This window comes from Oxalobacter paraformigenes (assembly GCF_000158475.2).
Classification (GTDB): domain Bacteria; phylum Pseudomonadota; class Gammaproteobacteria; order Burkholderiales; family Burkholderiaceae_D; genus Oxalobacter; species Oxalobacter paraformigenes.
In genome coordinates this window covers 504,230-526,186 of sequence record NZ_KI392031.1, presented here as the reverse complement: position 1 = coordinate 526,186, position 21,957 = coordinate 504,230, and the positions used below count along the sequence as shown (strand labels likewise).

Genomic DNA, 21,957 nt, shown 5'->3' with positions numbered 1-21,957 from the left:
TGCGAATTCAAAACCCCGTACCGGGTCATCAACACCCACGGCTGCTTCGGTTGCTGGGACGACGTCAACGAAAACTTCGACCACAAAGACTACTTCTGGTGTCCGAGACACAAAGGGACAGACCGGCAATTTGAATGCACCCGCCTGATCACAGGACAACAGGTCATCGGGCACATCAAAAGACTGATGAACGACCGGGGCCTTTCGGGGAAGGAAGTGAAAAAAGAAGCGAACAAGGAAGGGCAATAGGAAAAAGCCCGAACGAAAGAAAAAGGCGAAAGCCGGAGAAAAAAGGAAAAGACAAAAAACAGGGAAAGAAAGAGGGAAAGCCATGAACAGGAACTACAGAACCGTCTATAACGAAAAGACAAAAACCTGGAGCGCGGTATCGGAACTGGCGAAAGGGCACGCGAAAACGGGAGAAGACAGCGCGGGTCTGAAAGAGAGAGTCAAAAAGGCCATAGTCCTGTTGACGCTGACGGCGGTACTGGCGCCGAATATCGTGCCGCCTGCGATGGCGGCTACGTATGACGTGTCAAACTCGACGGTGTCCGGTCAAACGCTCAATTCGGGCGATACCCAGAATGTCAACGTCGGGGGGATAGCGGTCAGCACCACCATCAACAGTTCGGGCGTCCAGAATGTCAATGATGGCGGGGTAACCAGCGGCACCATCGTCAGCAGAGGAGGTACCCAGAATGTCAATGACGGCGGGACAGCCAGCGGTACTGTCCTCAGCAGAAGTACCCAGTATGTCAACGACGGCGGGATAGCCAGCGGTACCACCATCTACAGCGGAAGCTTGCAGATAGTCAGCAGCGGAGGAACCGACGTCAGCACTACCATCTCCGGCGGCGGCGTTCAGTACGTTTTCACCGAAGGATCGGCCATCAGCACCATTATCAATGGAGGCCGTCAGAACGTCAGCGGAGGGACAGCTACCAGCACCGTCATCAATCGCACCTCCAACTATATTGGCTACCAGTCCGTCTCCGACAACGGGTCGGCAGTCGATACCATTATCAATGGAGGCGGCCAAAGCGTCGACCGCGGAGCGGTGGCAATCAACACCGTTATCAGTGGAGGTACCCAACACATCTCCAACAATGGGATAGCCAGCGGCACTATCCTTAACAGCGGAAGTGAGCAGACCGTCGACGATGGCGGAAGAGTTGTCAGCACCATTTTCAATAACGGCAGCCAAACCATCTGGGGAGGGACAGTCAGCGACACTACCCTTAACAGCGGAAGTGAGCAGATCGTCTACAGCGGCGGAATAGTTGTCGGCACCATTCTCAACAGCAGCGTCCAGAACATTCAAGTCAATGCGAGAGTCAGCAACACCATTCTCAACAGCAGCGTCCAGAATATCAGCGCCATTGGATCCGCCATCAGCACCGTCCTCCACAGTGGAAGCGTCCAGAATATCAGCGCCAATGGATCCGCCATCAGTACCGTCCTCCACAGCGGAAGCGTCCAGAACGTCAGCGGCTACCACGCCATCGTCGACGGCCTCACCTTCAGCGGCGGAGGTGTCCAGAATATCCTCGATTCTGCGACAGTCAGCGGCATCACCGTCAACAGCTCGGGTACGCAGAACGTCAACGACGGCGGGTCAGCCGTCAGCACCATCGTTGACGACACAGGTATCCAGAACGTCAACGACGGCGGGACGGCGACCGGCACCACTGTCAACAGCGGAGGCGTCCAGCATGTCAATGATGGCGGGATAGCCAGCGGTACCATCGTTAACAGCTCCGGCACCCAGAACGTCAACGACGGCGGGTCAGCCGTCAGCACCACCGTTGACGACACCGGCACGCAGAACGTAAACGACGGCGGGACGGCGACCGATACCGTCCTGAAAAGCGGAGGCGTGCAGAACGTCAGCGGCAGCAGAGCCATCGTCGATGACCTCACCTTCGACGGAGGCGGCGTCCAGAACGTCAATAGCGGCGCGACAGTCAGCGGCATCACCGTCAACAGCTCGGGTACGCAGAACGTCAACGACGGCGGGTCAGCCGTCGGCACCATCGTTAGTAGCAACACCAGCATCCAGAACGTGAACGACGGCGGGACAGCGACCGGTACCCTCCTCTATTTGGGAGGCGTCCAGAACGTCAACGGCAGCGGAGCCGTCGTCGATAGCATTACCTTCGACGGAGGCGGCACCCAGAACATCAACAGTGGCGCGACAGTCAGCGGCCTCTCTATCGACAACTTTGGCAGGCAGCACGTCAACAACAGCGGGACAGCCATCAGCACTACTGTCAACAGTAATAGCTACCAGCACGTCAATGATGGCGGAACAGCCAACGGTACCACCATCAACTACTATGCCGTGCAGGTCATCAGCAACGGCGGGATAGCCATCGGAGCCACCGTCAACAGCGGGGGTCAGCAAAACATCAACGGCGGGTCGGCTGTCGGTACCATCGTCAACAGTGGAGGCAGGCAGTATGTCTCCATCTCCGGAACAGCCATCAGCGCGACCATCCACAGCGGCGGCAGACAGACCATCTTCAGCGGCAACGTGTCAGCCATCGACACCATCCTGAACGATGGAGGCACCCAGTACATCAGCGGTGGAGGGACAGCCGTCAGCACCACCATCTACGGCGGAGGCACCCAAGAAATCGACAACAACGGAATCGCCATCGACACCATCCTGAACGATGGAAGTGTCCAGAACATCAGCGCTAACGGAACCGCCATCAGCACCACCATCCACGGCGGAGGCCTGCAAACCATCAGCGCCGGCGGGTCAGCCATCGACACCATCCTCGACAGCGGCGGCACCCAGAATGTCAGCACCGGCGGAACCGCCAGCGCGACCACCCTAAACGATGGCGGCACCCTCATCGCAGCCGACGGCGCCCGACTGAGCGACACCATCCTGAACGGAGGCATCCTGCAAGCCGGAGACGGCACCCGCACAGCACACCTCGAAGGCACCACCACCTTCACCGGAACCCCCGTCATCCGCGCAGCCAACATACACAACAGCGGAACCCTCCTGTTCGACCAAAACCTCGATTACACCGTCAGCCATGTCATCGAAGGAGCCGGCGACCTCACCAAACAGGGCAGCGGCACCTTAAGCCTGAACGGCGCCAACACCTACACAGGCGACACCACCGTCCGGGGAGGCCTCCTCCTGATCGGCCAGACCGAAAGCGACAGCGCCGCCCGCCTGGCCGGCAACGCCATCGCCCGTGATGGAGGAACCCTGGGCGGCTACGGCACCATCGCCGGAACCGTCACCATCGAAAACGGAGGCGCCATCGGCAAAGGCCACCTGACAGTCGGCCACCTCACCATCACCAGCGGAGGCGCCTACACCTTCACCGGAAACCCGGACGGAACAGGAGACCACATCCGCGCGAGCGACACCACGTTGGAAACAGGCGCCATCCTGAAACTGGAAGCCGGAGCCGGAAACTGGAACGACCAGACCCGCTACACCCTCCTTGAATCAGACAACACCATATCAGGCACCTTCACGGAAATCCGGGAAAACCTCGCCTTCCTCGACCATCAAATCGACTACAGCGACCCGAACTCGATCAGCTTAACCCTGACCCGAAACAAAACCGGCTTTGACGAAGCCGGGCAAAACCCCAACCAGAACAACGTGGGAGGCGCCATAGACAAACTGGGCCCGGGCAACAGCGTCTACGACCAAATCGTCAGCATGGACAGGGAACAGGCCAGAGAAGCCTACGACAACCTGTCAGGAGAAATCCACGGCAACCTGAAAAGCGCCCTGATCGCCAACACACGCTACGCGAGAAACGCCGTCCTGAGCCACCTGGACAAAACAGGCGAAGCGACCAATCCGGAAAACCGGACAGGACAGGAAAAAAACCACCTTGACCTGTCCCGCCACCTGTGGGCCGACCTGTGGGGCCATGACGGAAAACAAAAAGGAGACAACAACACGGCGAAAACCGACAACAAAGGCTTCGGCCTCATAGCGGGAGCCGACCTGTACCGACATAAACAAACCACCGCGGGAATCGCGGTCAGCTACGAAAGAACCGAACTGAAAACCCGGAGCCGGAGAAACAGCGAAGCCGACATCGACACCTTCCAGCTGATCGGCTACGGCCAAACCCACCTGGGCCCCATACACCTGAAAGGAGGCCTTGGCTACAGCTGGCTGGACATCGAAACCCGGAGAAACATCGCAACAGGCGCCCTGCGTGGAGAAAACCGGGCCGACTACCACGGCCAGATAGCGCAAGCCTTCCTCCAGGCGGGACACGACCTCGAACTGAACAGCCAAACCGTCCTGACCCCCTACCTTGGCCTCAACTGGCAATGGATAAAAACAGACCGCTTCCATGAAAAAGGAAACCAAAACATCGCCGACAGCCGACTGGGAGGCCAAAGCCAAAACGGAAACATCGGCTTTGCGAGCCTGGGACTGAAAGGGCAGTGGAAACCGGAAGGAAAAAAACACAACCTGTACGGAGACATCGCCTGGCAACACGCCTTGGGCAACATCCGTCAAAATACCGAACTGCACTTCAGCGGAGGAGAAAACTACCGTATCCGGGGCAATGAACTCGACCGTGACGCGGCGCAAATCCGCTTTGGCGCGGAATTCGCGCTCCGGTCCGACACCACCCTAAGCATCGGCTACGACGGCCTGATAGGAGACGCCACCGTTGACCACGGTGCGCAAGCCAAACTGGAAATCCGCTTTTAGGGAAAAGCGGGGAAAAAAGCCTGAAGAGGCAGCCAGAGGCTTAAAGAGGCAAGCGAAGAGACAGCCGCCCGGTGAAATCCGTCATCCTTCGCATGGCGGCCGTCTTTTTGGGTGGGTGCAGTCTTTTTGGGGCGGGAAAAGGAGGGGAAACGGGAAACCCGTTTCCCTTCCTGCGAACCTGCGAACCTGCGTTCCGTTTTCCGTTTTCCGTTTTCCGTTTTCCTGCTTTCCCGGTTTTCCCGCGTTTCCGGCGTTTCCGGCGTTTTCCGGGCCGGCCCGATCAGTCGGGCCTGTTGTCCTGTTTTGATGGACGGCGTTTTCCCGGCGATCAAAAGACCCGTATCGAATGCATGAATGGCCTGTCCGGTTTTCTGCCGGAAACCTTTTACCAATATGGCTCTTAAAGCCGGGAGAACGAAAAAATCCGCCCGGCGAAAGAAGCTTCCCCGAACGGGGAATGCCGCCAAAACGAGGGTGTCGGAAAAAACGAAGCCCATCGTCAACTCAATGCCGGTTAACAGGGGGAAAGCTATTGCCTGAGAGCCTGTTTTTGCGCGGCCGTCTGGACAGATACCTTTTTTTGCCGGAAGGCAAGACGGCGATTCGTCACGCCTTCTCCCTTTTTCCGGAAAAGATCACCCACATCACGGCATGGCGTAATCGGGGTTTCCATTCACGCGTATCGGGGACACCGGACTCTTCCCGCGTTCCTGTTTCCTGTTCCCCGAACCGATCCATCCGGCAGGAAACATCCACGGAAAAATCTTCCCGTACCCAAGGCGAACAGCCGATCCGGTCAGGTTCGCGCCGGCCCTTTTCGTACAGGAAACATCCGTTTTGACGTCGAACGGCCAGTAAAGCGAAGAGTTTCAACGCCATGCCATCCGGCAGGTTTTCCCGAAACCGGACAGGCAGGTCGCACGCCCGCTTTTTGGTGACGCCGGAACCGCGTGCCAAGTCCGCCTGACCGACAAATTCAAGGCCCTTTTGGAAAACAGGATGGCGCTTTTTGTCCGGAATGAAAACGCTTCATTTCGTCACTTCAATAAAACAGAACAAACAATCACTTTTTTAATGGTTTATTTGAAGAATAAATCCGGATAGAATGTTTATCACTGAGACGTAATTGAAAAGCCATAGATTCAAAAACGCACTCTTTACCAATTGCATCTACTCTCTGAAAAGCCCCTTCTCTCCAAAGGGGCTTTTTGTTTTTTCCGGTTTCCGGCCCCTTTCGGGATACGCTGAACCTTTCGCGGCATGGCGATACCCCCCCGGAAAGGGAAACCCGTTTTTTCCGGAAACGGCACGCGCGCGGCAAAAAAGGCCCTCCGGAGCCGCCGTGTCCGACGCCTGTGCGGAAGGGGGAGTGGCCTGCCGGTTTCCGGCATACGCTTTCCTGCCCCGTCTCCGGTCTTTCCGGGATCGCGGCCGTCAAGCAGGGAGGTGCTGGAAACAGGATGGACAAAAAAGGTCAAAAAGGGCTTCAAACCCGCATGAATCCCCGGTTTGCCGGGTTTGCAAAACCGCTTGATTTCCGGACAGTTCGGGTAAAAAGCCGGGGAAAAACCGCAGGAAAAAGACGGGAAATCCCGCTTTGGATCGGGAAAAAATCCCTGGTCACATGGCTGAAAAACCGTCTTCAAACGATTCAAGAGGCCTTTTTATCCGGCAGGGTGAGCGAAAACACTGTCCGGAAATCCAGTCCGGTTTATCCGGAAACCAGACCCGCTGTATGCTTCCCGCCTGCACACGCCCGCTCCCCTTCCCTGTCCGGCCAAAACCGCGTCTTTCCGGGCTCCCGAAAGAACGGAAAACCGGGAACGGAAAAACCGTTTGCATGAAGTTACCTGTCCTTTTTGACAGGCTTTACCGGGCCGGGAAGCCGTTTTCCGCCGGTTTGCCGGCCCGGCACGATTTTTTCACCCCCCTTTTGCCGCAAACGGTTTTTTCCGGCCAGTCGATCCGGCCATTGTCCCGGCCCTCTGTCTTTTTCTGCCGGGGACGGCAGGCGACCAAGCCCTTCGCCGGGAAACCGCTTGCGGCAACGGTTTTCCGGCCGGAAAGCCCACGCGGACGTTCCCCCAAAAGTCCCCGGCCCCGGCATCTGCCCGGCCAGCGCCCTTACCCCAGCCTGAATCCCTGGCTGCTGTACAATCCGTCTTCTTTCAGCCGGTTCACCTGTTCATCCGTCAGGGGCACTTCGACCGGTTCCACATTGATCATCAGTCCCGCGGGCGTGTCTTCCGTGTTCATCGCCTCGATATAAAGCGTTTTTCCCTTCACGTAAAAACCCAGCGCATCTTCAGGTACGGCAATACCGAGCGCCTCAAGCACTTTTTTCGAGACGAATTTGTCGCCCAGCTGATCCGGTTCACGCATTGCAAAACCCCCTTTTTTTCCAATTTCGACGAAGCGCTATTGTACAGGCAAAGCGGCCGGTTTCCAGGGAAGCGGCGAGCCATCCCCGTCCCGCAAACGGAAGAAACGGGATTTTTCAACCGTTCCGGCAAGTATCCGGCCAAAGAGGACCGTCTTCAAAAGCGGCTTTGCCCGTCCGGATGCCGGACACTTCGGAAAACCTGGCGCAGGCCGTCACGGGAATCCGGCCAGCGCGGCCATAAAAACGATCCCGGCGCGTTGCCAGCGCCCGCCTGTTTTAAAGGGGGCAAGGCCATGCCTTTCCGGCAGGCCCGACAAAGAAAAGCGTCCTGTTTTTTCCTGTTTTGCCCGTTCCGGCCTGCCCGTTTTTTCCGGTTTGGCCGGTTCCGGAAAATCCGGATGATTTCCGGCAGAAAAGAAGGATAAAAAACGGCCGGTTTTGTCACCTTTTTTCCGGTTTTGGGGTAAAGTTATCGCTGCAAAAACCGTTCATCCTGTCTTTTCATTTTCCCAACGGAGAACTCGCATGAATCGTGTCGCACGGACAGCCCCCCATCACGCCGGCAACGCTCTCGATGAAATCGCGCGCCCTTTTGCCGGCGACCTGCTGGAGCGCACCCGGCTGGCCGACAAACTGACCGGGTATATCAACCGGGTCAGGGAAGGCGCCGTCATCGCCATCGACGCGTCATGGGGAGAAGGCAAGACCTGGTTTGCCAAAAACTGGGCGGCCCGGCTGCAACGGGAAGGCCATCCGGTCGTTTACATCGACGCCTTTGCGCAAAACAACGAACTGGACCCCTTTTTCATTGTGGCAGCCGAGCTGGCGCTTCTGCTGGAAGACGAGCAGGGCACGGGCGACGCGATCCGCAGCGAGGCGGCGCGCCTGCTGAACGCCATGGTGCCGCTGACCGGCAGGCTTGCCGCCGTCAAAACGGTTTCCCAAAGCCCTTCCGGCCCGAAAGAGGCCGCGCACGACGCCTCTCACGGAAAAGCGTCTTTCCAGCTGGCCAGTGACGATACGGTCAACTGGATCGACAACCGCCTGAAAGCCTGGCCGGCAGAAAAAGCGCTTTTCGCCAATTTCCGCACCACACTGGGCCTGATCGTCGCGGCCTGCGACAAACCCATTGTGATCGTGATCGACGAACTCGACCGGTGCCGCCCGACATTCGCCATCCGTTTTCTGGAAAGAATCCGGCATTATTTCGACATGCCCAACCTGATTTTCGTGTTGCCCGTCAACCGCATCCAGCTCTATGAAGCCGTCAAAAGCGTTTACGGTTCGGACACGGACGCGGGGGCCTATCTGCACAAGTTCATCGACTTTTTCCTGTCGCTGCCCCGCTTTCCCTCGAACGACACCGCCCATCTGGCGCATATCCGCTCGTTTATCGGCGGCATTTTCACCCGGCATGGTCTGGATATCGCCGCGCCCAAGCGCCAGCGTTTCATCGAACTGATGACGGCATGGGCCGCGCTGGTTCCGCTGACGCTTCAGGAAATCGACAGGGCCGTCACGCTCTACATTCTGGCCGACGAACCGCCGGAACAGGGCATTGCCACGTTTCTCATCGTCCTGAAAATCAAAAAACCCGAATGGCTGGGCGCCCTTTTGAAAAACGACCGGAAAACGCTGGCACTCATTTCCGAAGACTTTCTGGCGAAAATCGTGGCCGACAGCCAGAAACTGCCGATGGCGCCCGACCGCTATTTCCGCGCGCTGCAAAGTTTTTTCAACAGCGAAAAGACCAATCACCTGCAAGACCGGCAAGTGATTACCCAGTTCCAGACCGATGTATTGGATCCGAATTCGTTTTATATCGAATCGCTTGAAGAAATCGCCTACCTGATCCGGATGATCGCCGGCAGCCTCGACCTGACGATTACGGACTGACGATGACAGCCTGAAGGCTGGCGCTTCATGCTTCCGTTTTCCGGTGGAAAAAGCCGTCAATCAACGGCTTTTTCCCCTCATTTCGCACCGGATACGCCAAAACTTATCCACAGATTGACAAGGGGCAACAAAACCGGCCCTTATGCCGCAGCGTCCGGCCCGCCAGACGCCTCGCGTCCCAGACATTTCACTTCGTAAAAAGCGGGCTTCCCGTCCGGGGACGCGCTGACAGCCGTCACGGAAAACAGATAACCGTCATAAGGCGCTGAAACCGTCGCTGTCCGGCATTCGCCCGATTCCGACTCCCGCCTTACCCACCCGGCCTTTTCCAGACGCGCCCCGATTTCCTCGCCGAAAACGCCGGCCAGCTCTTCGGCATTTTCCAGTATGGCGTCTTTGTAACTGACGTCACTTGCCTCCAGATCGAGATATTCCGGCTCTCCCGTCAGGGAGAAACACATCGAAATTTCCAGACTGGGCAAGCCTCCGTGAATTTTCATCTGGCTTTCCGCCATCCCGATATACGACTGAACGGTCTCATCGCTGACCCGCCCCGAAAGGTTTTCCCTGACGAAGGCTTCAATCGCTTTTTTTCCCGCTTCATTGATGATTTTCTGCATGGTCGATATCCCGTTTGTTGAAGAATCGCGTCCGCCGGCAGCCACCGCCGCTAGCACGCCCCGGCAGATCGCGCAAGCCGGAAAAACAAAAAAACCGTTCTTTCCGGAAGACGCGCAAAAAACAGGCATCCCCGGGAGAAAGCAGGCGGGACAAGCGCCCGAAGCGGTTATTCACTGACTTATCCACAGTTTTTTCCGGATAAGACGTATGACAATTTCGCGACACTTCCCCCCCGTTTTTGCCTGAACGCATCCGCTTTCCTGCCAGCGATGACCGGAAGGCCGATCCGGACCGGACTGTTTCCCGAGAGGCTTTTTTTGACACGCTTTCTCTTTTCGATCATACCGCAAACAGGGCTTCACGCGGACTGGCGATCCGGCGTTTTTCCGAAACAACCGTTTTTTCCCTTGCCCGGAACGCCTGACGGGAAACAGGCCCCGGTATCGCGAATAGACCTGCCCGGCGCGGGCGCCATGCCGGAAATGTCAGACGCCAGACCTGTGTCTCTTTCCACCGTGCGTTTCCGGCTTTTCCGTTTTTTCAGGCGGGCCGGTATTCATAAAGCCAGCCATGACGCCATCTGGCATGAACCGGCCCTATGCCGTCGCCCACGATACCGCCGGCGACCTCTTCCCTTTCCCCTGTCGCGCAAACCGCCCCGATGGACTGCCCCTTATTTCGGAATGGATTTACCGTGTTCAAACCGGCGCGGCGCAATTGGGGAAAGCCGCCCTTTTTTGCCCGGCCATGTCACAGCGCCGCCTGCGCCCGGAAAAAGCGCGGCAAGCCAGACCCGAAAAACCCCGCCTTTTTTCAGCGCGAAGCCGGCCCAAAAAATTTCCGGCAGTTTCGCGATATTCTTTTCTTCATGACGTCCCTTCCTCTTTCGTTTCCCTTTATAATTCAAAAGTTGACGGAAAGAAACGCTTTTCGTCCGGACTGCATTGCTGACGGGAAAAAATTGTAACAAGTCCCTCCGCGCTTCCGGCGGCACGCTAAACTGGAAACGGGTGCTTTGTCGCCCCGACAGGAATCGTCCACTGCCATTTTCTTTTACAGCACGGTGCCATTCAATAATGGAAAAAAGACCCCGTCATTTTGCAGCGTTTTTTCTTGCCCTGCTGTTTTTCTTTCTGACGTTTCCCGCCCAAGCCGCAGACAGGCCCGCAAGCCGGATTGTCCGGGTCGGTTTTCCGCAAATTGCCGGGTTCGGCTATATCGACCAGGACGGTTCACTGGGCGGCTACAACTACGATTATCTCCAGAAACTGGCCCAATACACCAACTGGAAATACGAATTCGTGACCGGCACCTGGGAAGAATGTTACAGCAGGCTGAAAAAGGGCCAAATCGACATGCTGGGCGGCATGCAGCGCACGCCGGAACGCGAAAAATGGTTCGATTTTTCCGATCTCGAATCGTTTCTGAACTATAACGTGCTGCTGGTGCGTCCCGACGACAGGCGGTTTCTGGACAAAAGCCCCGAAGAACTGGGCACGCTCTCTGCCGGTTCCCTGAAAGGCAGCTACGAAACCGTGCTTTTTGCTTCCTACGCGAAAAAACAGGGCATCCGGTATCGCCTCAAAACCTACAACCGGTCGCGGGATATGGTCATGGCGCTGAAAAACGGCGACATCGACGTGCTGTTAAACGCTTCGTCAAACAAGATCAACGGCCTGCGCGTTCTGGCCTCATTCGCGCCCTCTCCCCTGTTTTACGCTGTCCGGAAAGGACACAAGGCCTTGCTGGACGAACTCAATGCCGCCCAGTCCGCCCTGAAAAGCCAGGACCGTTTTTTCGATTTCCGCCTCTACGAAAAACACTACGGTTTCAATGAAACCCATTTTCCGACCCTGACGAAACAGGAAAGGGAAGCAATCGGCAAAACGCCCGTTCTCCGCGTCGCCTGGCTAAACGGCTGGAGACCCCTTTCCGCCCGCGGAAACAGCGGCGTGGTCGCCGATATTTTTGCCTTCATTTCCGCCAATACCGGGATCAAAATCGACTATGTCAACGTTCCCTCTCACGAGGCCGCGTTCCGGAAAATGCAGGACGGCGACGTCGATGCCATCGGAATGGTCGAGACCGACAGCGACGCGATTACCCGCTTCGGCCTGCAACCGACCATTCCGTTTATCCAGGTTCCCATCGCCCGGGTTACCCCTGCCGGCAATCCGCCCCCGCCATCCTCCCCCGAGAGAGTATCGTTCGCGCATTATTCCAACGAGCATTTCATAAACGATCTGAAAAAGAGGCATCCCCTAATCGAGATCGTCAGGAAAGACTCCCCCCACCAGATCTTCGAGGCGCTGGCAAACGGTGAAATCGACGCCGGCTACGTCAACATTTACAGTGCCAACGCGCTCATGTCCTGGCCGGAATATTCCGCGCTGTCCTTTAACGAACTGGCCACCTACACTACCGAATTCGCCATCGTTTTCTCGCGCGATACCGACCGGAACATCGTCAACGCCTTCAACAAGTATATCCGCCAGTTGCGCAACTACAAGCTGCACGAATTCATCATCACCAATATGGCCAGACAGCCGAAACGGAATCTTTTCACGCTCATCCGCGAAAATCCCGCCTGGGCCTTTTACGGATTCGCCTTCATTCTCGCCATGACGATCGGTTTCTTCACCTGCATCCTCGTCATCCGAAACCGTGCGCACAAAAGCATTACCGATCTCATCGTTTACGACCAGTTGACCGGCCTGCCCAGGCTGATGCGGTTTGCCGAAACCGCCACGAAACGGCTGAACCGCGAAAGCGGGAATATCCGTTACGGCGTCGTTTATATCAACATCAACAACTTCAAGTACATCAACGACATTCACGACTTCAGCAAGGGGGACGAACTGCTGCGTGCTGTCGCCAACAGGCTGACGGCATTCATCCAGACGGAGCAGGGCGAAACGGTTTGCCGCGAGTCGGCCGACCGCTTTATCCTGTTTCTGGCGTCTGCCAGTGAACAGGCCCTCAAAAAACGCATGGTTTCGCTAAACGCAGCCCTTTCGGATTTCGGACAGATCCTGGGCAACTACCCCGTCACTTTCAGTTGCGGCGTTTACCTGCTGCAAAACCGGGACACCATCGACGCCGCCATCAATTACGCCCATTACGCGCAGATTTCCAAAAACAAGGCAAGCTACAATACCTTCACCTGGTTTGATGACGCCATCGTCGAACGCATCCGGGAAAACCGGAAAATCGAACAGCTGATGGACGGGGCGCTGGCCTCCGGCCAGTTCGTGCCTTATTTCCAGCCCAAGGTCAACATGCAAACGGGAGAAGTGGTCGGCGCCGAAGCCCTGACGCGCTGGCTTGTCCCGGGATCGGAACCCGTTCCGCCCGACCGGTTCATTCCGCTGTTTGAAAAGAACAATTTCATCATCCGGCTCGATCTCTACATTTTCGAGAAAACCTGCCATATCCTGAAAAGCCTGATGGAAGAAGGGAAAAACGTATTTCCGGTTTCCTGCAATTTTTCGCACAACCATTTCATCGACCATTCGCTGCCGGCCAGACTGATGGATATCGCCCGGCGCTATAAGGTCCCGTTTTCCCTGCTCGACATCGAAATCACGGAAACCAGCGTCATCAACGATATTGATGCCGTCATTTGGGCAACGCGCGAACTCCGCCAGGCCGGATTCAGGATATCGCTGGACGATTTCGGCGTCGGCTATTCGTCCGTCAATCTGCTGTGCCAGATTCAGGTCGATACCTTAAAGCTGGACAAAAGCTTTCTGGATCAGGCTTCCAGCCTGCCCTGCAAACGTACGCTGATCGAAGGCATTGCCGATATCGCCGGCAATCTCGGCATCGATATCCTTTGCGAAGGCGTCGAAACGGCCTTGCAGGTCGAATTCCTGAAACGGACGGGATGCACGCTGGCGCAAGGCTACTATTACAGCAAACCCGTGCCTTTCGACGAATTCGCGCAACTCTGGCTGAAAAACAGCGAGCAGGACGTTGTCCTGACATAAACAGGGTTTAAGCGCATTTCAGGCATTTTTCCGGCCGGTTTCCGACCCGTCTGCCAGACCCCGCCCGGTACCGGCATGACTCTTCCGTTCCCCGCATTGAGGCAAACAAACCGGGTGGCATGCCAACACCCGCTTCTTCTCCGTCCGCAAAAACGGCCGCGCTATCCCTGTCCGCCCTGCCGAAAAAACGCCGAACGCGATACAAGGGCCTTGCCCGCAGCCATTGCCGTCCTGACCGGACTGGCCGGCCAGTCAACGCGCCCCGAAGCGGCCGAAAAGGCGCTGGCATGATATGGCGTCGCCAGCCGCAGAAAAACCGACACGACCGGACGCGGGCCTGTGAACGTTTAGGCCGCCCATGCCCGGACAGGCCGCCATCGCGGGCGGGAAAACGCGTCTGGCGCATGGGAACAGCCTGAAATCGGGAAAGCCATTTTTCACCTGACAAAGGCCGTGGACAATCCGGCTTTTCTCTTTTTTAACGAACGGCCGCGCAGCGAAAACCTCACCCTGCCGGGCAATCAGTCCAGTTATAGGGGCGCTTCATCCACGCGCTTGAATACCGGGATCGCGCCATCGAAACGGACACGAGTTTCGGCCGGACGCCCGGCAACTGCGGCAAGGGCATCGCCAGTTATGCCGGACTGATCGCCGACGACAGCCTGACGCCGGTTTCCCCGGCATGGCGCCGGACAATCTGGCGGCTTCCATCGACGACGCGCATCATGACGGCGACGAACGGGGCAGGGAATATTTCCGGGCCGAACCGGAGAAAATCGGGGCGACGCTTACAGACCCCGGCAGCGAAACGGCTCTGGCCCGCCTCTGCGCCATGCCAACAGAAAAATCCGGAAAGAAAATGGACTTCCGAAAGCAGGGCCTGTCGAAAAAACGGTACCTGAACCCGTATAACCCTCTGCGCCGCATCAACGCCGCCGCTTTCGACTCATAGGACAGCCCGGCGTTCTTCCCGCGGCCCTGTCCATGGTGCCGCCTCCCGTCCGGTTTCGGTCGCAGTAGCGCCGCGAATACGCCGCCGCCAGATGCCTGTGCCATGAAGCCGTCACGTCCCGGGCCTTGCGCGGCATCCGCAAAGGCGAAAACCTTCCGTGCGAAACGGAAAGCCGGCAACTGGCTATCGGATCCCTAAAACCGGCCTGCCGCCCGGCCCGGGCGATTTTGGGCGAAATCGCCCGCATCGTAAACGGCTATCCCGATCTCCGGCTTCCCGAAGCCCGGATCGGCCTGAAAACCGTCCGGTATAAAAACCGCCCTCCGTCCGAAAGTCTGGCAGACGTCTTTTCCCGCCCGGCAAACGGGCCCTTGCGCGGCCTGTTGGGGCTTTCCAGCCCCTGCCGTCCGAACGACTCTCTTGCCGGAGGCGCGAAGCGCCTTCCTGACAATCCTCGCCAAAGAACCCCACCACCGCGCCCTGCGCGTGGCCGGACCTGACCCCGGACGGACAGATCGACGGCGGCACGCTCTCCCGCCGGCAACCGGAAGACGCTACCCTGAAAAGGCTCGCGCCGGCACGCGGGGCATGTTTATCTGACGCAAGCCATTGCCTTTGAAGAAGCGAAAAAAACCGCCCTGGCACCGGCTCACGCGGCCGCCATCTCGTGAGGATATCCTTTCCACTCGTCCGCAAGGCATCGCAACGGGAAACGTCCCGCAAAAACCCGGGGCGTTTTCCTGACGCGCTTTGCCTGCCGGCCGGTAAAGCCGCTCCCGTTTTCCGCCGCTGCCGGACTTTCCGGTTGCCGGCTCCCGGAAAGTCCGGTTTCGCCGGTTTTCTCCCTGTTTTCGTTTGCCGAAACCCTCGCCCGTTCCCGCAAGGCGATTTCCGGCAAGAAAACCGGTCCGCTACCGGCGTCGATTGCATGGCCCAAAATCTCTGGCTTCCCGCCCTGTCCGGGCACGCATTCCGCCTTTTGCCGTCTTTTAGCCGTCCCCGTTCAATTGGGATTTTCATTGCGTTTTTTCCCGGTTCCCCGGAAATACAGGAAAATCCCGGCGCAAACCAGGAATATCAGGAAAATCCCGTACAAAATCAGGCAAGACGTCCACTGCGCCAGACTGCCCCGTGTGATGACAACCCAGCGGGTTTCTTTCACCGGCGTATAGACGAAGTAGTTGATCCGGAAATGGTTGACCCCCCAGAATGTACCGGCATTTCCGGCCTGAATGTCCATCAGGATTTCTTCCACCGGGCGCGATATCCGCCAGTTTTTCTCCAGCATGATATAAAGGGGCATCCCGAATTTCGCGTCCGGCACGCCGCTCATGTATTGTCCCCCGCTGCCGATCAGCACACTGTCGCCGTCCGCCTGTCCCTCCTGAAGAAAAGCGTTTATTTCACTTTCCCTGATCGCGGCAAACAGGGCCCCGGCCATCCGCCCCTCCATCCTGACCGGCACGGCGATGGTATAGACAAGCGTCCTGCCGTCTGCGCCAGCCAGAAAAGCGTCGGTGACCTCTGTCTTGCCGCTCGCATAGAGACGCCGCAAATAGTCGCGGCTCGCAAGACTGGATACCGGCTTTTCCACCCCGGGACTGTACACGTTGATCTTGTCGTCCAGAATACAGATCATCAAATAGCCCATTTCCCGGTTCATCGCCGTCAGGAACCGGGCCTTTTCGCCAAAGCCCAGGGTTTTGGACTGGACGGTCTCATTTTGGGCCAGCGCTTTCAGCACCCCGATCACTTCGTGTATGCGTTTCCCGATTTGCTTCACGCTTTCCGCGTTTTTCGCTTCGGCCCGCGCCTTTGTCTGGCGGGCAAGCCCGTACACCGTAGCGACTGAAATGGCCAGAAACAGCACGAATAGCAGAAGCATGCCGCCATACTTTTTCATGGCTCTTCCGCTTTCATCCATTTTCTGATACAGGCGCAAACCCTGTTGATGTCGATCGGCTTGAACAGAAAGTCGTTCATGCCCGCTTTGACCATTTCCGTTTTCTGCTCTTCAAAAGCGTTCGCTGTCATGGCGATAACCGGGATCCGGGCGGCGTCTTCTCGCGCCAGTCCCCGGATCGCCCGCGTGGCGCTTGTGCCGTCCATGCGGGGCATCTGGATATCCATCAAAATGACGTCGTATGTACCGGGCTCCGCCTGGCTGAAAGCGTCCACAGCCGCCGCGCCATCCGGGACGACTGTCACTTTGGCGCCCTTGTCTTCCAGCAGGGCCAGGGCGATTTCGGCGTTGAGTTCGTTATCCTCAGCCATCAGAATCGAGACCCCGTTCAGGTCGGTGACGGGTTCCTGCCAAATCCCGTGCGACTTTTCGCCGACTGTAAGCGGCAGCGTTATCGTAAAGCGGCTTCCCCGGCCCGGTTCGCTTTCCACATTGATGTGGCCGCCCATCAGCGTCACGGTCCCCGTGACAATAGACAGTCCGAGGCCCACGCCGTTTTCCCGTTTTTTCCCGCCGCCTCCCTGTTCAAACGGCTCGAAAATTTCCTTCAGCTTGTCCGGCGCGATTCCCTGCCCATCGTCCTGCACCTGTAGCGTGACCAGAGAACGGCTGTCTTCTGTGGCCGCTTCTTCTGAAAAGTTCACGACAATATGGCCGCCGTCACCGGTGTATTTGATCGCGTTCGAGACGAGATTCACCAATACCTGCTTCAAGCGGAGATAATCCGTCACGAAATAGCGGTGTTTCATGCCGGAATCGTCGATGCGGATGGTCAGCTGGCGCTTTTCCGCCAGCGTCCCGGCCAGTGCTTCGACTTCTTCCCGCAACACGCGCATGTCCGCCAGGTCATTATGCAGGGTCAGCTTGCCGCTTTCGATCCGGGAGATGTCCAGCACATCGCTTAACAGGCCCAGCAAATAATTGGCGGAAACGGTCGCTTTCCGAAGATACTCCAGACATTTTTCCTTGGCATCGTACTCCAGCCTGACCAGTTCAATCATCCCGACGATGCCGTTTAAGGGGGTACGGATTTCATGCGATATTCTGGCCAGAAAATCCCGCCTGGCGGCATTCGCCTGATTGGCCTGTTCGACAGCCTGTCGGAGCTGCCGGTTCGCCTGCGCGACCCGGTAGTTATGGATATTCAGATTGGCCATCGCCACAAAGCTCACGATGAGAATGGCCATCACCAGAATCCCGGAGATGACATAGTATTGCTGCGTCAGGGCCGTGTAGTCGATGGATTTCGCCTTGGTGACGACGATCAGATACCAGTAGTTCACCTTCAGCGGGATGTACGCCAGATACCTTTCTTCCTTGTCCTTCGTGTAGGCAAGGGTTCCGTTCATGGACACCTTCATCCGGTTTTTCATCTGCTCGACCGAATCCGGCCAGCCAAGCGTCATGGCGCGCAGATCGTCGAAGCAATTCACCCCCAGAATGCCCGGTTCGCTGTTTTGCTTGTAAACAACGTCCCCGTTGTTGCGAACCACTGTCAGGGAAGCGTCGTGGTAATCGTATTCGCCCAGGCTTTTGGCCAGGCTTTTCATATCAATCGCACTGAAAACCGCCGCAATGGCCCTGTCCCCGAATTTCCGGTCACAGGGCTTGGCAAAGACCAGCACGCTCTCGCCATTGACAGTCTGTTTGGTAATGCTCAGCTTGCTGGAATAGTGTTCGACCCCGTAAAGATCGAGATCGTTTTCGAAGATGACGGACGTCCCGTCGGAGAGCAGGGTTCCCCCATCCCGGAAAATCACGCCGCTGGCCACGGCTCCCCACAACCTGTTGTAGTTTTGCAGGGAAGCCAGAAGGGACTGGCGACCGGAAACATCCCGGTTTTCGATATCGAATTTCAGCGCTTCGAGACTGCGGTTCCTGCTCTCGAACCGGTCGGTCATGCGGGAAGCGGTCTGGCTGGCGTAATTGACGATACTGTTGCGGATGTTCCGGTCGATTTGCGAAGAGAGCCGGTAGATGTTGAACAGCTCGAAACCCAGGGTGAACAGCACGATAACCAGTATCAGCAGGTATCCGATTCTGATTTTTCGGGCAAGTCGCCCGTTTCCGGAAGAATGTGTGTCACTTGCCATGCCGTGCTTGCCGCCTGTGTTGGAATGCGTTTTTCCGATTATAGCAACTATTTTGTTGCCGTCCGGAAAAATTCGCTCCCGCTCCCGGTACCGCCTGCCCTGCCCCGGCGGGGGCCAAACCGGACTGGAAGGAAAGACGCCTATCTCCGGAGGGCGCGACAAGTCCGCGACGGGGGAAACGCTTCCACGGGCGGGAAAACCGCGCGAAAAGCGGCAAGGGCCGCCGTCCAGTCGCCAAAGCGTCTTGCCCCGCCCGGTTCTTCATGGCGCTTCCGTATTCCGGACACCGGTTTGCGCACCGATCCGCCTGACGCCTGTGCCGGTGTCAAAAGGGGCCGGTATCAAAAAGAGCCTTTCTTCAAAAGGCTGTCGGGTATGTCGCCTGTTTCGAAAACCGGCCGCTTTGCCGCCTGTTCCGGCATGTCTGATCCACTCTCCCTAACGGACTGCGCCTTTACCCGCACCGCGAAGTCCTGCCCGGCCCTTGCCACCGGACGGAAAAACCGGCCTGCCAAACTGTCGGCTCCGCTTTTTCCGGGGAGAACGGACAGCGGTGGCCCGCTTTTCCGCCAGCGGGGAAACGCGGCGCGGAAAAAACGGCCGGCCCGGTCGCACCTCTGTCAGGACAACATTCAGGACAGCGTTTGTCCCGGGAAGACAGGGTTATGGAAAACGCGCGGGAAAGAGAGCAGCGCCATCTTCGCCCCCTCATAAAGCCGGACCGGACGAGCGCGGTCAATACGCCGCCCGCTCACAATGGTATACTCTCAAATTGCCCACAAGGCGCCTTGCAACAGGGAAAATCATGAAAAAAAATTATGACACGCTCCTGCTTGATGCAGACGACACCCTCCTTGATTTCGCCAAAACCGAAAAAAACGCTCTGGACGCCACTTTCCGGCGTTACGGCCTGAAGCTCACCGAAGAAATCCGCGACATTTACCACACTGTCAACCGCACGCTCTGGGCCGCCTTTGAACGCGGCGAGATCAGCAAGGAAACGGTCACGTCCACCCGTTTTTCCAGACTGTTCGCCGAAACGGGGTTTGCCGTCAATGGCGCTTCTTTCAGCCGGGATTACCAGAAAGCGCTGGGCGAAGGGTATTACCTGATCGACGGGGCGAAAGAACTCTGCGAAAAACTGTCGGAAAAATACCGCCTGTACTGCGTCACCAACGGCGTGGCCGCCACCCAGTACAGCCGCCTGTCGGGCAGCGGACTGGATCATTATTTCAGCGATGTTTTCGTTTCCGAAACCATCGGGCACCAAAAACCGAGCCGGGATTATTTCCGCGCCGTATTCAGGGCGATTCCGCGCTTTGCGCCGGACAAGGCCTTGATCGTCGGCGACTCGCTGACCTCCGACATCCAGGGCGGCAAAAACACCGGCATCGACACCTGCTGGTACAATCCGGCCGGCAAAACGGCCCAGCCTGCCCTTGCGGCCAATTACGAAATCCGCAAACTGGACGAACTGCTGCCGATTCTGGAAGGCGGCGAAACCGTCCGGGAATGAGGGGGATAAAACCGTTGGCTCCCGCTTTGGCAAACCGGTTTTCCCGTTTTCCGGAAAAACGCCGGCAAGAGGCATTTTCGTCCCTTTGCCGGCCAGCCATTTTGAACAAACGGCCAAACCCGCCTAAGACGCCCGCTTTTCCGGGACAGGCGCTGCCTGAAAACGCCCCCTTGTCCGCCCGGCCAGCGCAAGAGACGCCATGAACCTGCCCGCTTCGTATGCCGACCATTTCCGCAAACTGATCGCGCTGGGTGTGCCGATCATTATCGGCCAGATCGGCATGATCGTGCTCGGTTTTGCGGACACGATCATGATCGGGCATTACAGCACCGAATCGCTGGGCGCGGCCAGCTTCGTCAATAACCTGTTCAACCTCGTCATCATCGGCAGCACCGGCTTTGCCTACGGACTGACGCCCGTTATCGGCGAACTGTTCGGCTCCGGCGACAGAGCGTGCATCGGCGGCAAACTCAAAAACGCCCTCTTCGTCAACTTCACCGTCGCCATCGTTTTCACGCTGGCCATGACCGTCCTGTTTTTCAACATCGACAGGCTCGACCAGCCGGCCGAACTGATCCCGCTGATCGAACCCTATTACCTTGTCCTGCTGGCGTCGCTTGTCTTCATCCTGCTTTTCAACGCCTTCAGGCAGTTTGCCGACGGCATCATGGACACGCGCACGTCCATGTGGATTCTGCTGTCCGGCAACCTGCTGAACATTATCGGCAATTACGTCCTGATCTACGGTGTGGCCGGTTTTCCCGAACTGGGCCTCGTCGGGGCGGGACTATCCACGCTTTTTTCGCGTATCGTCATGCTGGGCGTCTTTGTCGCGATCTTTTTCTGCCTGCCCCGCTACCGGGATTACAAAAACGGATTTATCCGCGCAGCCTTGAACCGCGCCGATTTCCGGAAACTCAACGCACTGGGCTGGCCGCTGGCCCTGCAAATGGGCATGGAAACCGCCTCCTTCTCGCTGACCACCATCATGGTCGGCTGGCTCGGCACCATTGCGCTGGCCGCCCATCAGGTCATGCTGACCGTCAGCACCCTCTTTTTCATGATGTACTACGGCATGGGCGCCGCCACCGCCGTCCGCGTCAGCTATTTCCGGGGGCAGGAAAGGCCGGCCGACGTGCGCCGGGCCGCCTTTTCCGGCTTTTATCTCATCATGATGATGGCGATAGCCTCCACGACGCTCTTCTGGCAGTTCCGCTTCGCCATCGGCAACTGGTTTACCGGCAATACCGCCGTTCTGGGCGCACTCGCTTCCCTCTTTCCGATCATGATGATTTACCAGTTCGGCGACAGTTTGCAAATCGCTTTCGCCAATGCCCTGCGCGGCATCATGGACGTGAAAATCATGATGCTGTTTTCCTTCCTCGCCTATTTCGTCATTTCGCTTTCCGCCAGCTATGTTTTCGGCTTCGTGATGGATTACGGCCTGACCGGCATCTGGATGGCTTTCCCGCTGGGACTGACCAGCGCAGGCGCGATGTTCTGGCTGCGTTTTCTTTGCAAGACCCGTCAGGCCAGGTCCGGCAAAACGGTCTGAACCGGGACAAGCGGGCTCATTGGCGCGGAGGAAAATTTTTCCCTAAAATCGGTTTTTCTCCACCCTCCGGAAAACCGCATCATGGAAAAGAAACTCGCCGTACTGGCCGCCACCCTGCTGGCAAAAGGCATCTGGCGCTTCGGGAAAATCACTTCCGGGCCGTTACGCATGGCCGTCTTTTGGGGCGCGCAAGCCGCCGTCACCGCCCTGATCCCCGTCATCCGCAAGCGGTTCGGCAAAAAACGTCCCGTCCGCGCCGCCTGACCGGCCAGACC

The 21,957-nt window shown here is 57.5% G+C and carries 14 protein-coding genes and 2 pseudogenes; 10 read left to right on the top strand and 6 right to left on the bottom strand.

Features of this window, described 5'->3' with window-relative positions; genetic code table 11:
- Positions 1–249: pseudogene (locus OFAG_RS05965) on the top strand (autotransporter strand-loop-strand O-heptosyltransferase); the annotation flags it as partial.
- Between the two features lie 82 nt (positions 250–331).
- On the top strand, positions 332–4,714 hold the full coding sequence (locus OFAG_RS05960) for an autotransporter domain-containing protein (RefSeq protein WP_020994939.1): 4,383 nt from the start codon (positions 332–334) through the stop codon (positions 4,712–4,714).
- On the opposite strand, the gene OFAG_RS05955 is transcribed toward OFAG_RS05960, so the two are convergent.
- From OFAG_RS05955 to OFAG_RS05935, 3 genes are all read right to left on the bottom strand, one after another.
- On the bottom strand, positions 4,711–5,211 hold the full coding sequence (locus OFAG_RS05955; RefSeq protein ID WP_020994938.1) for a hypothetical protein: 501 nt from the start codon (positions 5,209–5,211) through the stop codon (positions 4,711–4,713). The two genes, OFAG_RS05960 and OFAG_RS05955, sit on opposite strands and share 4 nt — an antisense overlap.
- A 109-nt stretch (positions 5,212–5,320) precedes the next feature.
- Positions 5,321–5,671 carry a hypothetical protein gene (locus OFAG_RS05950; RefSeq protein WP_020994937.1) on the bottom strand — a complete coding sequence of 117 codons (351 nt, stop codon included), beginning with the start codon at positions 5,669–5,671 and terminating at the stop codon, positions 5,321–5,323.
- 1,167 nt (positions 5,672–6,838) lie between these two features.
- A complete protein-coding gene (locus OFAG_RS05935; protein WP_005877285.1) occupies positions 6,839–7,096 on the bottom strand; it encodes a hypothetical protein in 258 nt (85 codons plus the stop codon).
- A gap of 526 nt (positions 7,097–7,622) precedes the next feature.
- Here OFAG_RS05935 and OFAG_RS05925 point away from each other — a divergent pair.
- Positions 7,623–8,993: a KAP family P-loop NTPase fold protein gene (locus OFAG_RS05925; RefSeq protein WP_020994936.1), complete on the top strand. Its 1,371-nt coding sequence runs from the start codon at positions 7,623–7,625 to the stop codon at positions 8,991–8,993.
- Positions 8,994–9,133: 140 nt separating this feature from the next.
- On the opposite strand, the gene OFAG_RS05920 is transcribed toward OFAG_RS05925, so the two are convergent.
- Complete coding sequence (locus OFAG_RS05920) at positions 9,134–9,613, bottom strand: hypothetical protein (protein ID WP_005877289.1); 480 nt, start codon at positions 9,611–9,613, stop codon at positions 9,134–9,136.
- 1,077 nt (positions 9,614–10,690) lie between these two features.
- Here OFAG_RS05920 and OFAG_RS05905 point away from each other — a divergent pair.
- The 4 genes and pseudogenes from OFAG_RS05905 to OFAG_RS14530 form a co-directional block, all read left to right on the top strand.
- Complete coding sequence (locus tag OFAG_RS05905; RefSeq protein ID WP_005877291.1) at positions 10,691–13,603, top strand: EAL domain-containing protein; 2,913 nt, start codon at positions 10,691–10,693, stop codon at positions 13,601–13,603.
- A 114-nt stretch (positions 13,604–13,717) separates the two neighbouring features.
- On the top strand, positions 13,718–13,894 hold the full coding sequence (locus OFAG_RS05900; protein WP_155979184.1) for a hypothetical protein: 177 nt from the start codon (positions 13,718–13,720) through the stop codon (positions 13,892–13,894).
- Between the two features lie 391 nt (positions 13,895–14,285).
- On the top strand, positions 14,286–14,555 hold the full coding sequence (locus tag OFAG_RS05895) for a hypothetical protein (RefSeq protein WP_005877293.1): 270 nt from the start codon (positions 14,286–14,288) through the stop codon (positions 14,553–14,555).
- 80 nt (positions 14,556–14,635) lie between these two features.
- Positions 14,636–15,055: pseudogene (locus OFAG_RS14530) on the top strand (LA2681 family HEPN domain-containing protein); the annotation flags it as partial.
- Positions 15,056–15,558: 503 nt separating this feature from the next.
- Here OFAG_RS14530 and OFAG_RS12780 read toward each other — a convergent pair.
- Entirely contained in the window at positions 15,559–16,458 is a 900-nt protein-coding gene (locus OFAG_RS12780) for a PDC sensor domain-containing protein (protein ID WP_005877295.1), read from the bottom strand.
- Positions 16,455–18,611, bottom strand: coding sequence for a hybrid sensor histidine kinase/response regulator (locus OFAG_RS12775; protein WP_005877299.1), 2,157 nt, complete (start codon positions 18,609–18,611; stop codon positions 16,455–16,457). Before OFAG_RS12775 ends, OFAG_RS12780 begins: the two co-directional genes overlap by 4 nt.
- An 805-nt stretch (positions 18,612–19,416) precedes the next feature.
- Here OFAG_RS12775 and OFAG_RS05865 point away from each other — a divergent pair.
- From OFAG_RS05865 to OFAG_RS05850, 3 genes are all read left to right on the top strand, one after another.
- Positions 19,417–20,127, top strand: a complete 711-nt coding sequence (locus OFAG_RS05865) for a YjjG family noncanonical pyrimidine nucleotidase (RefSeq protein ID WP_005877301.1) — start codon at positions 19,417–19,419, stop codon at positions 20,125–20,127.
- A gap of 199 nt (positions 20,128–20,326) precedes the next feature.
- Positions 20,327–21,682: an MATE family efflux transporter gene (locus OFAG_RS05855; RefSeq protein ID WP_005877303.1), complete on the top strand. Its 1,356-nt coding sequence runs from the start codon at positions 20,327–20,329 to the stop codon at positions 21,680–21,682.
- Positions 21,683–21,763: 81 nt separating this feature from the next.
- Positions 21,764–21,946 (top strand): hypothetical protein, encoded by a 183-nt coding sequence (locus tag OFAG_RS05850; protein ID WP_005877305.1) that lies wholly within the window; start codon positions 21,764–21,766, stop codon positions 21,944–21,946.
- Positions 21,947–21,957 lie beyond the last annotated feature (11 nt).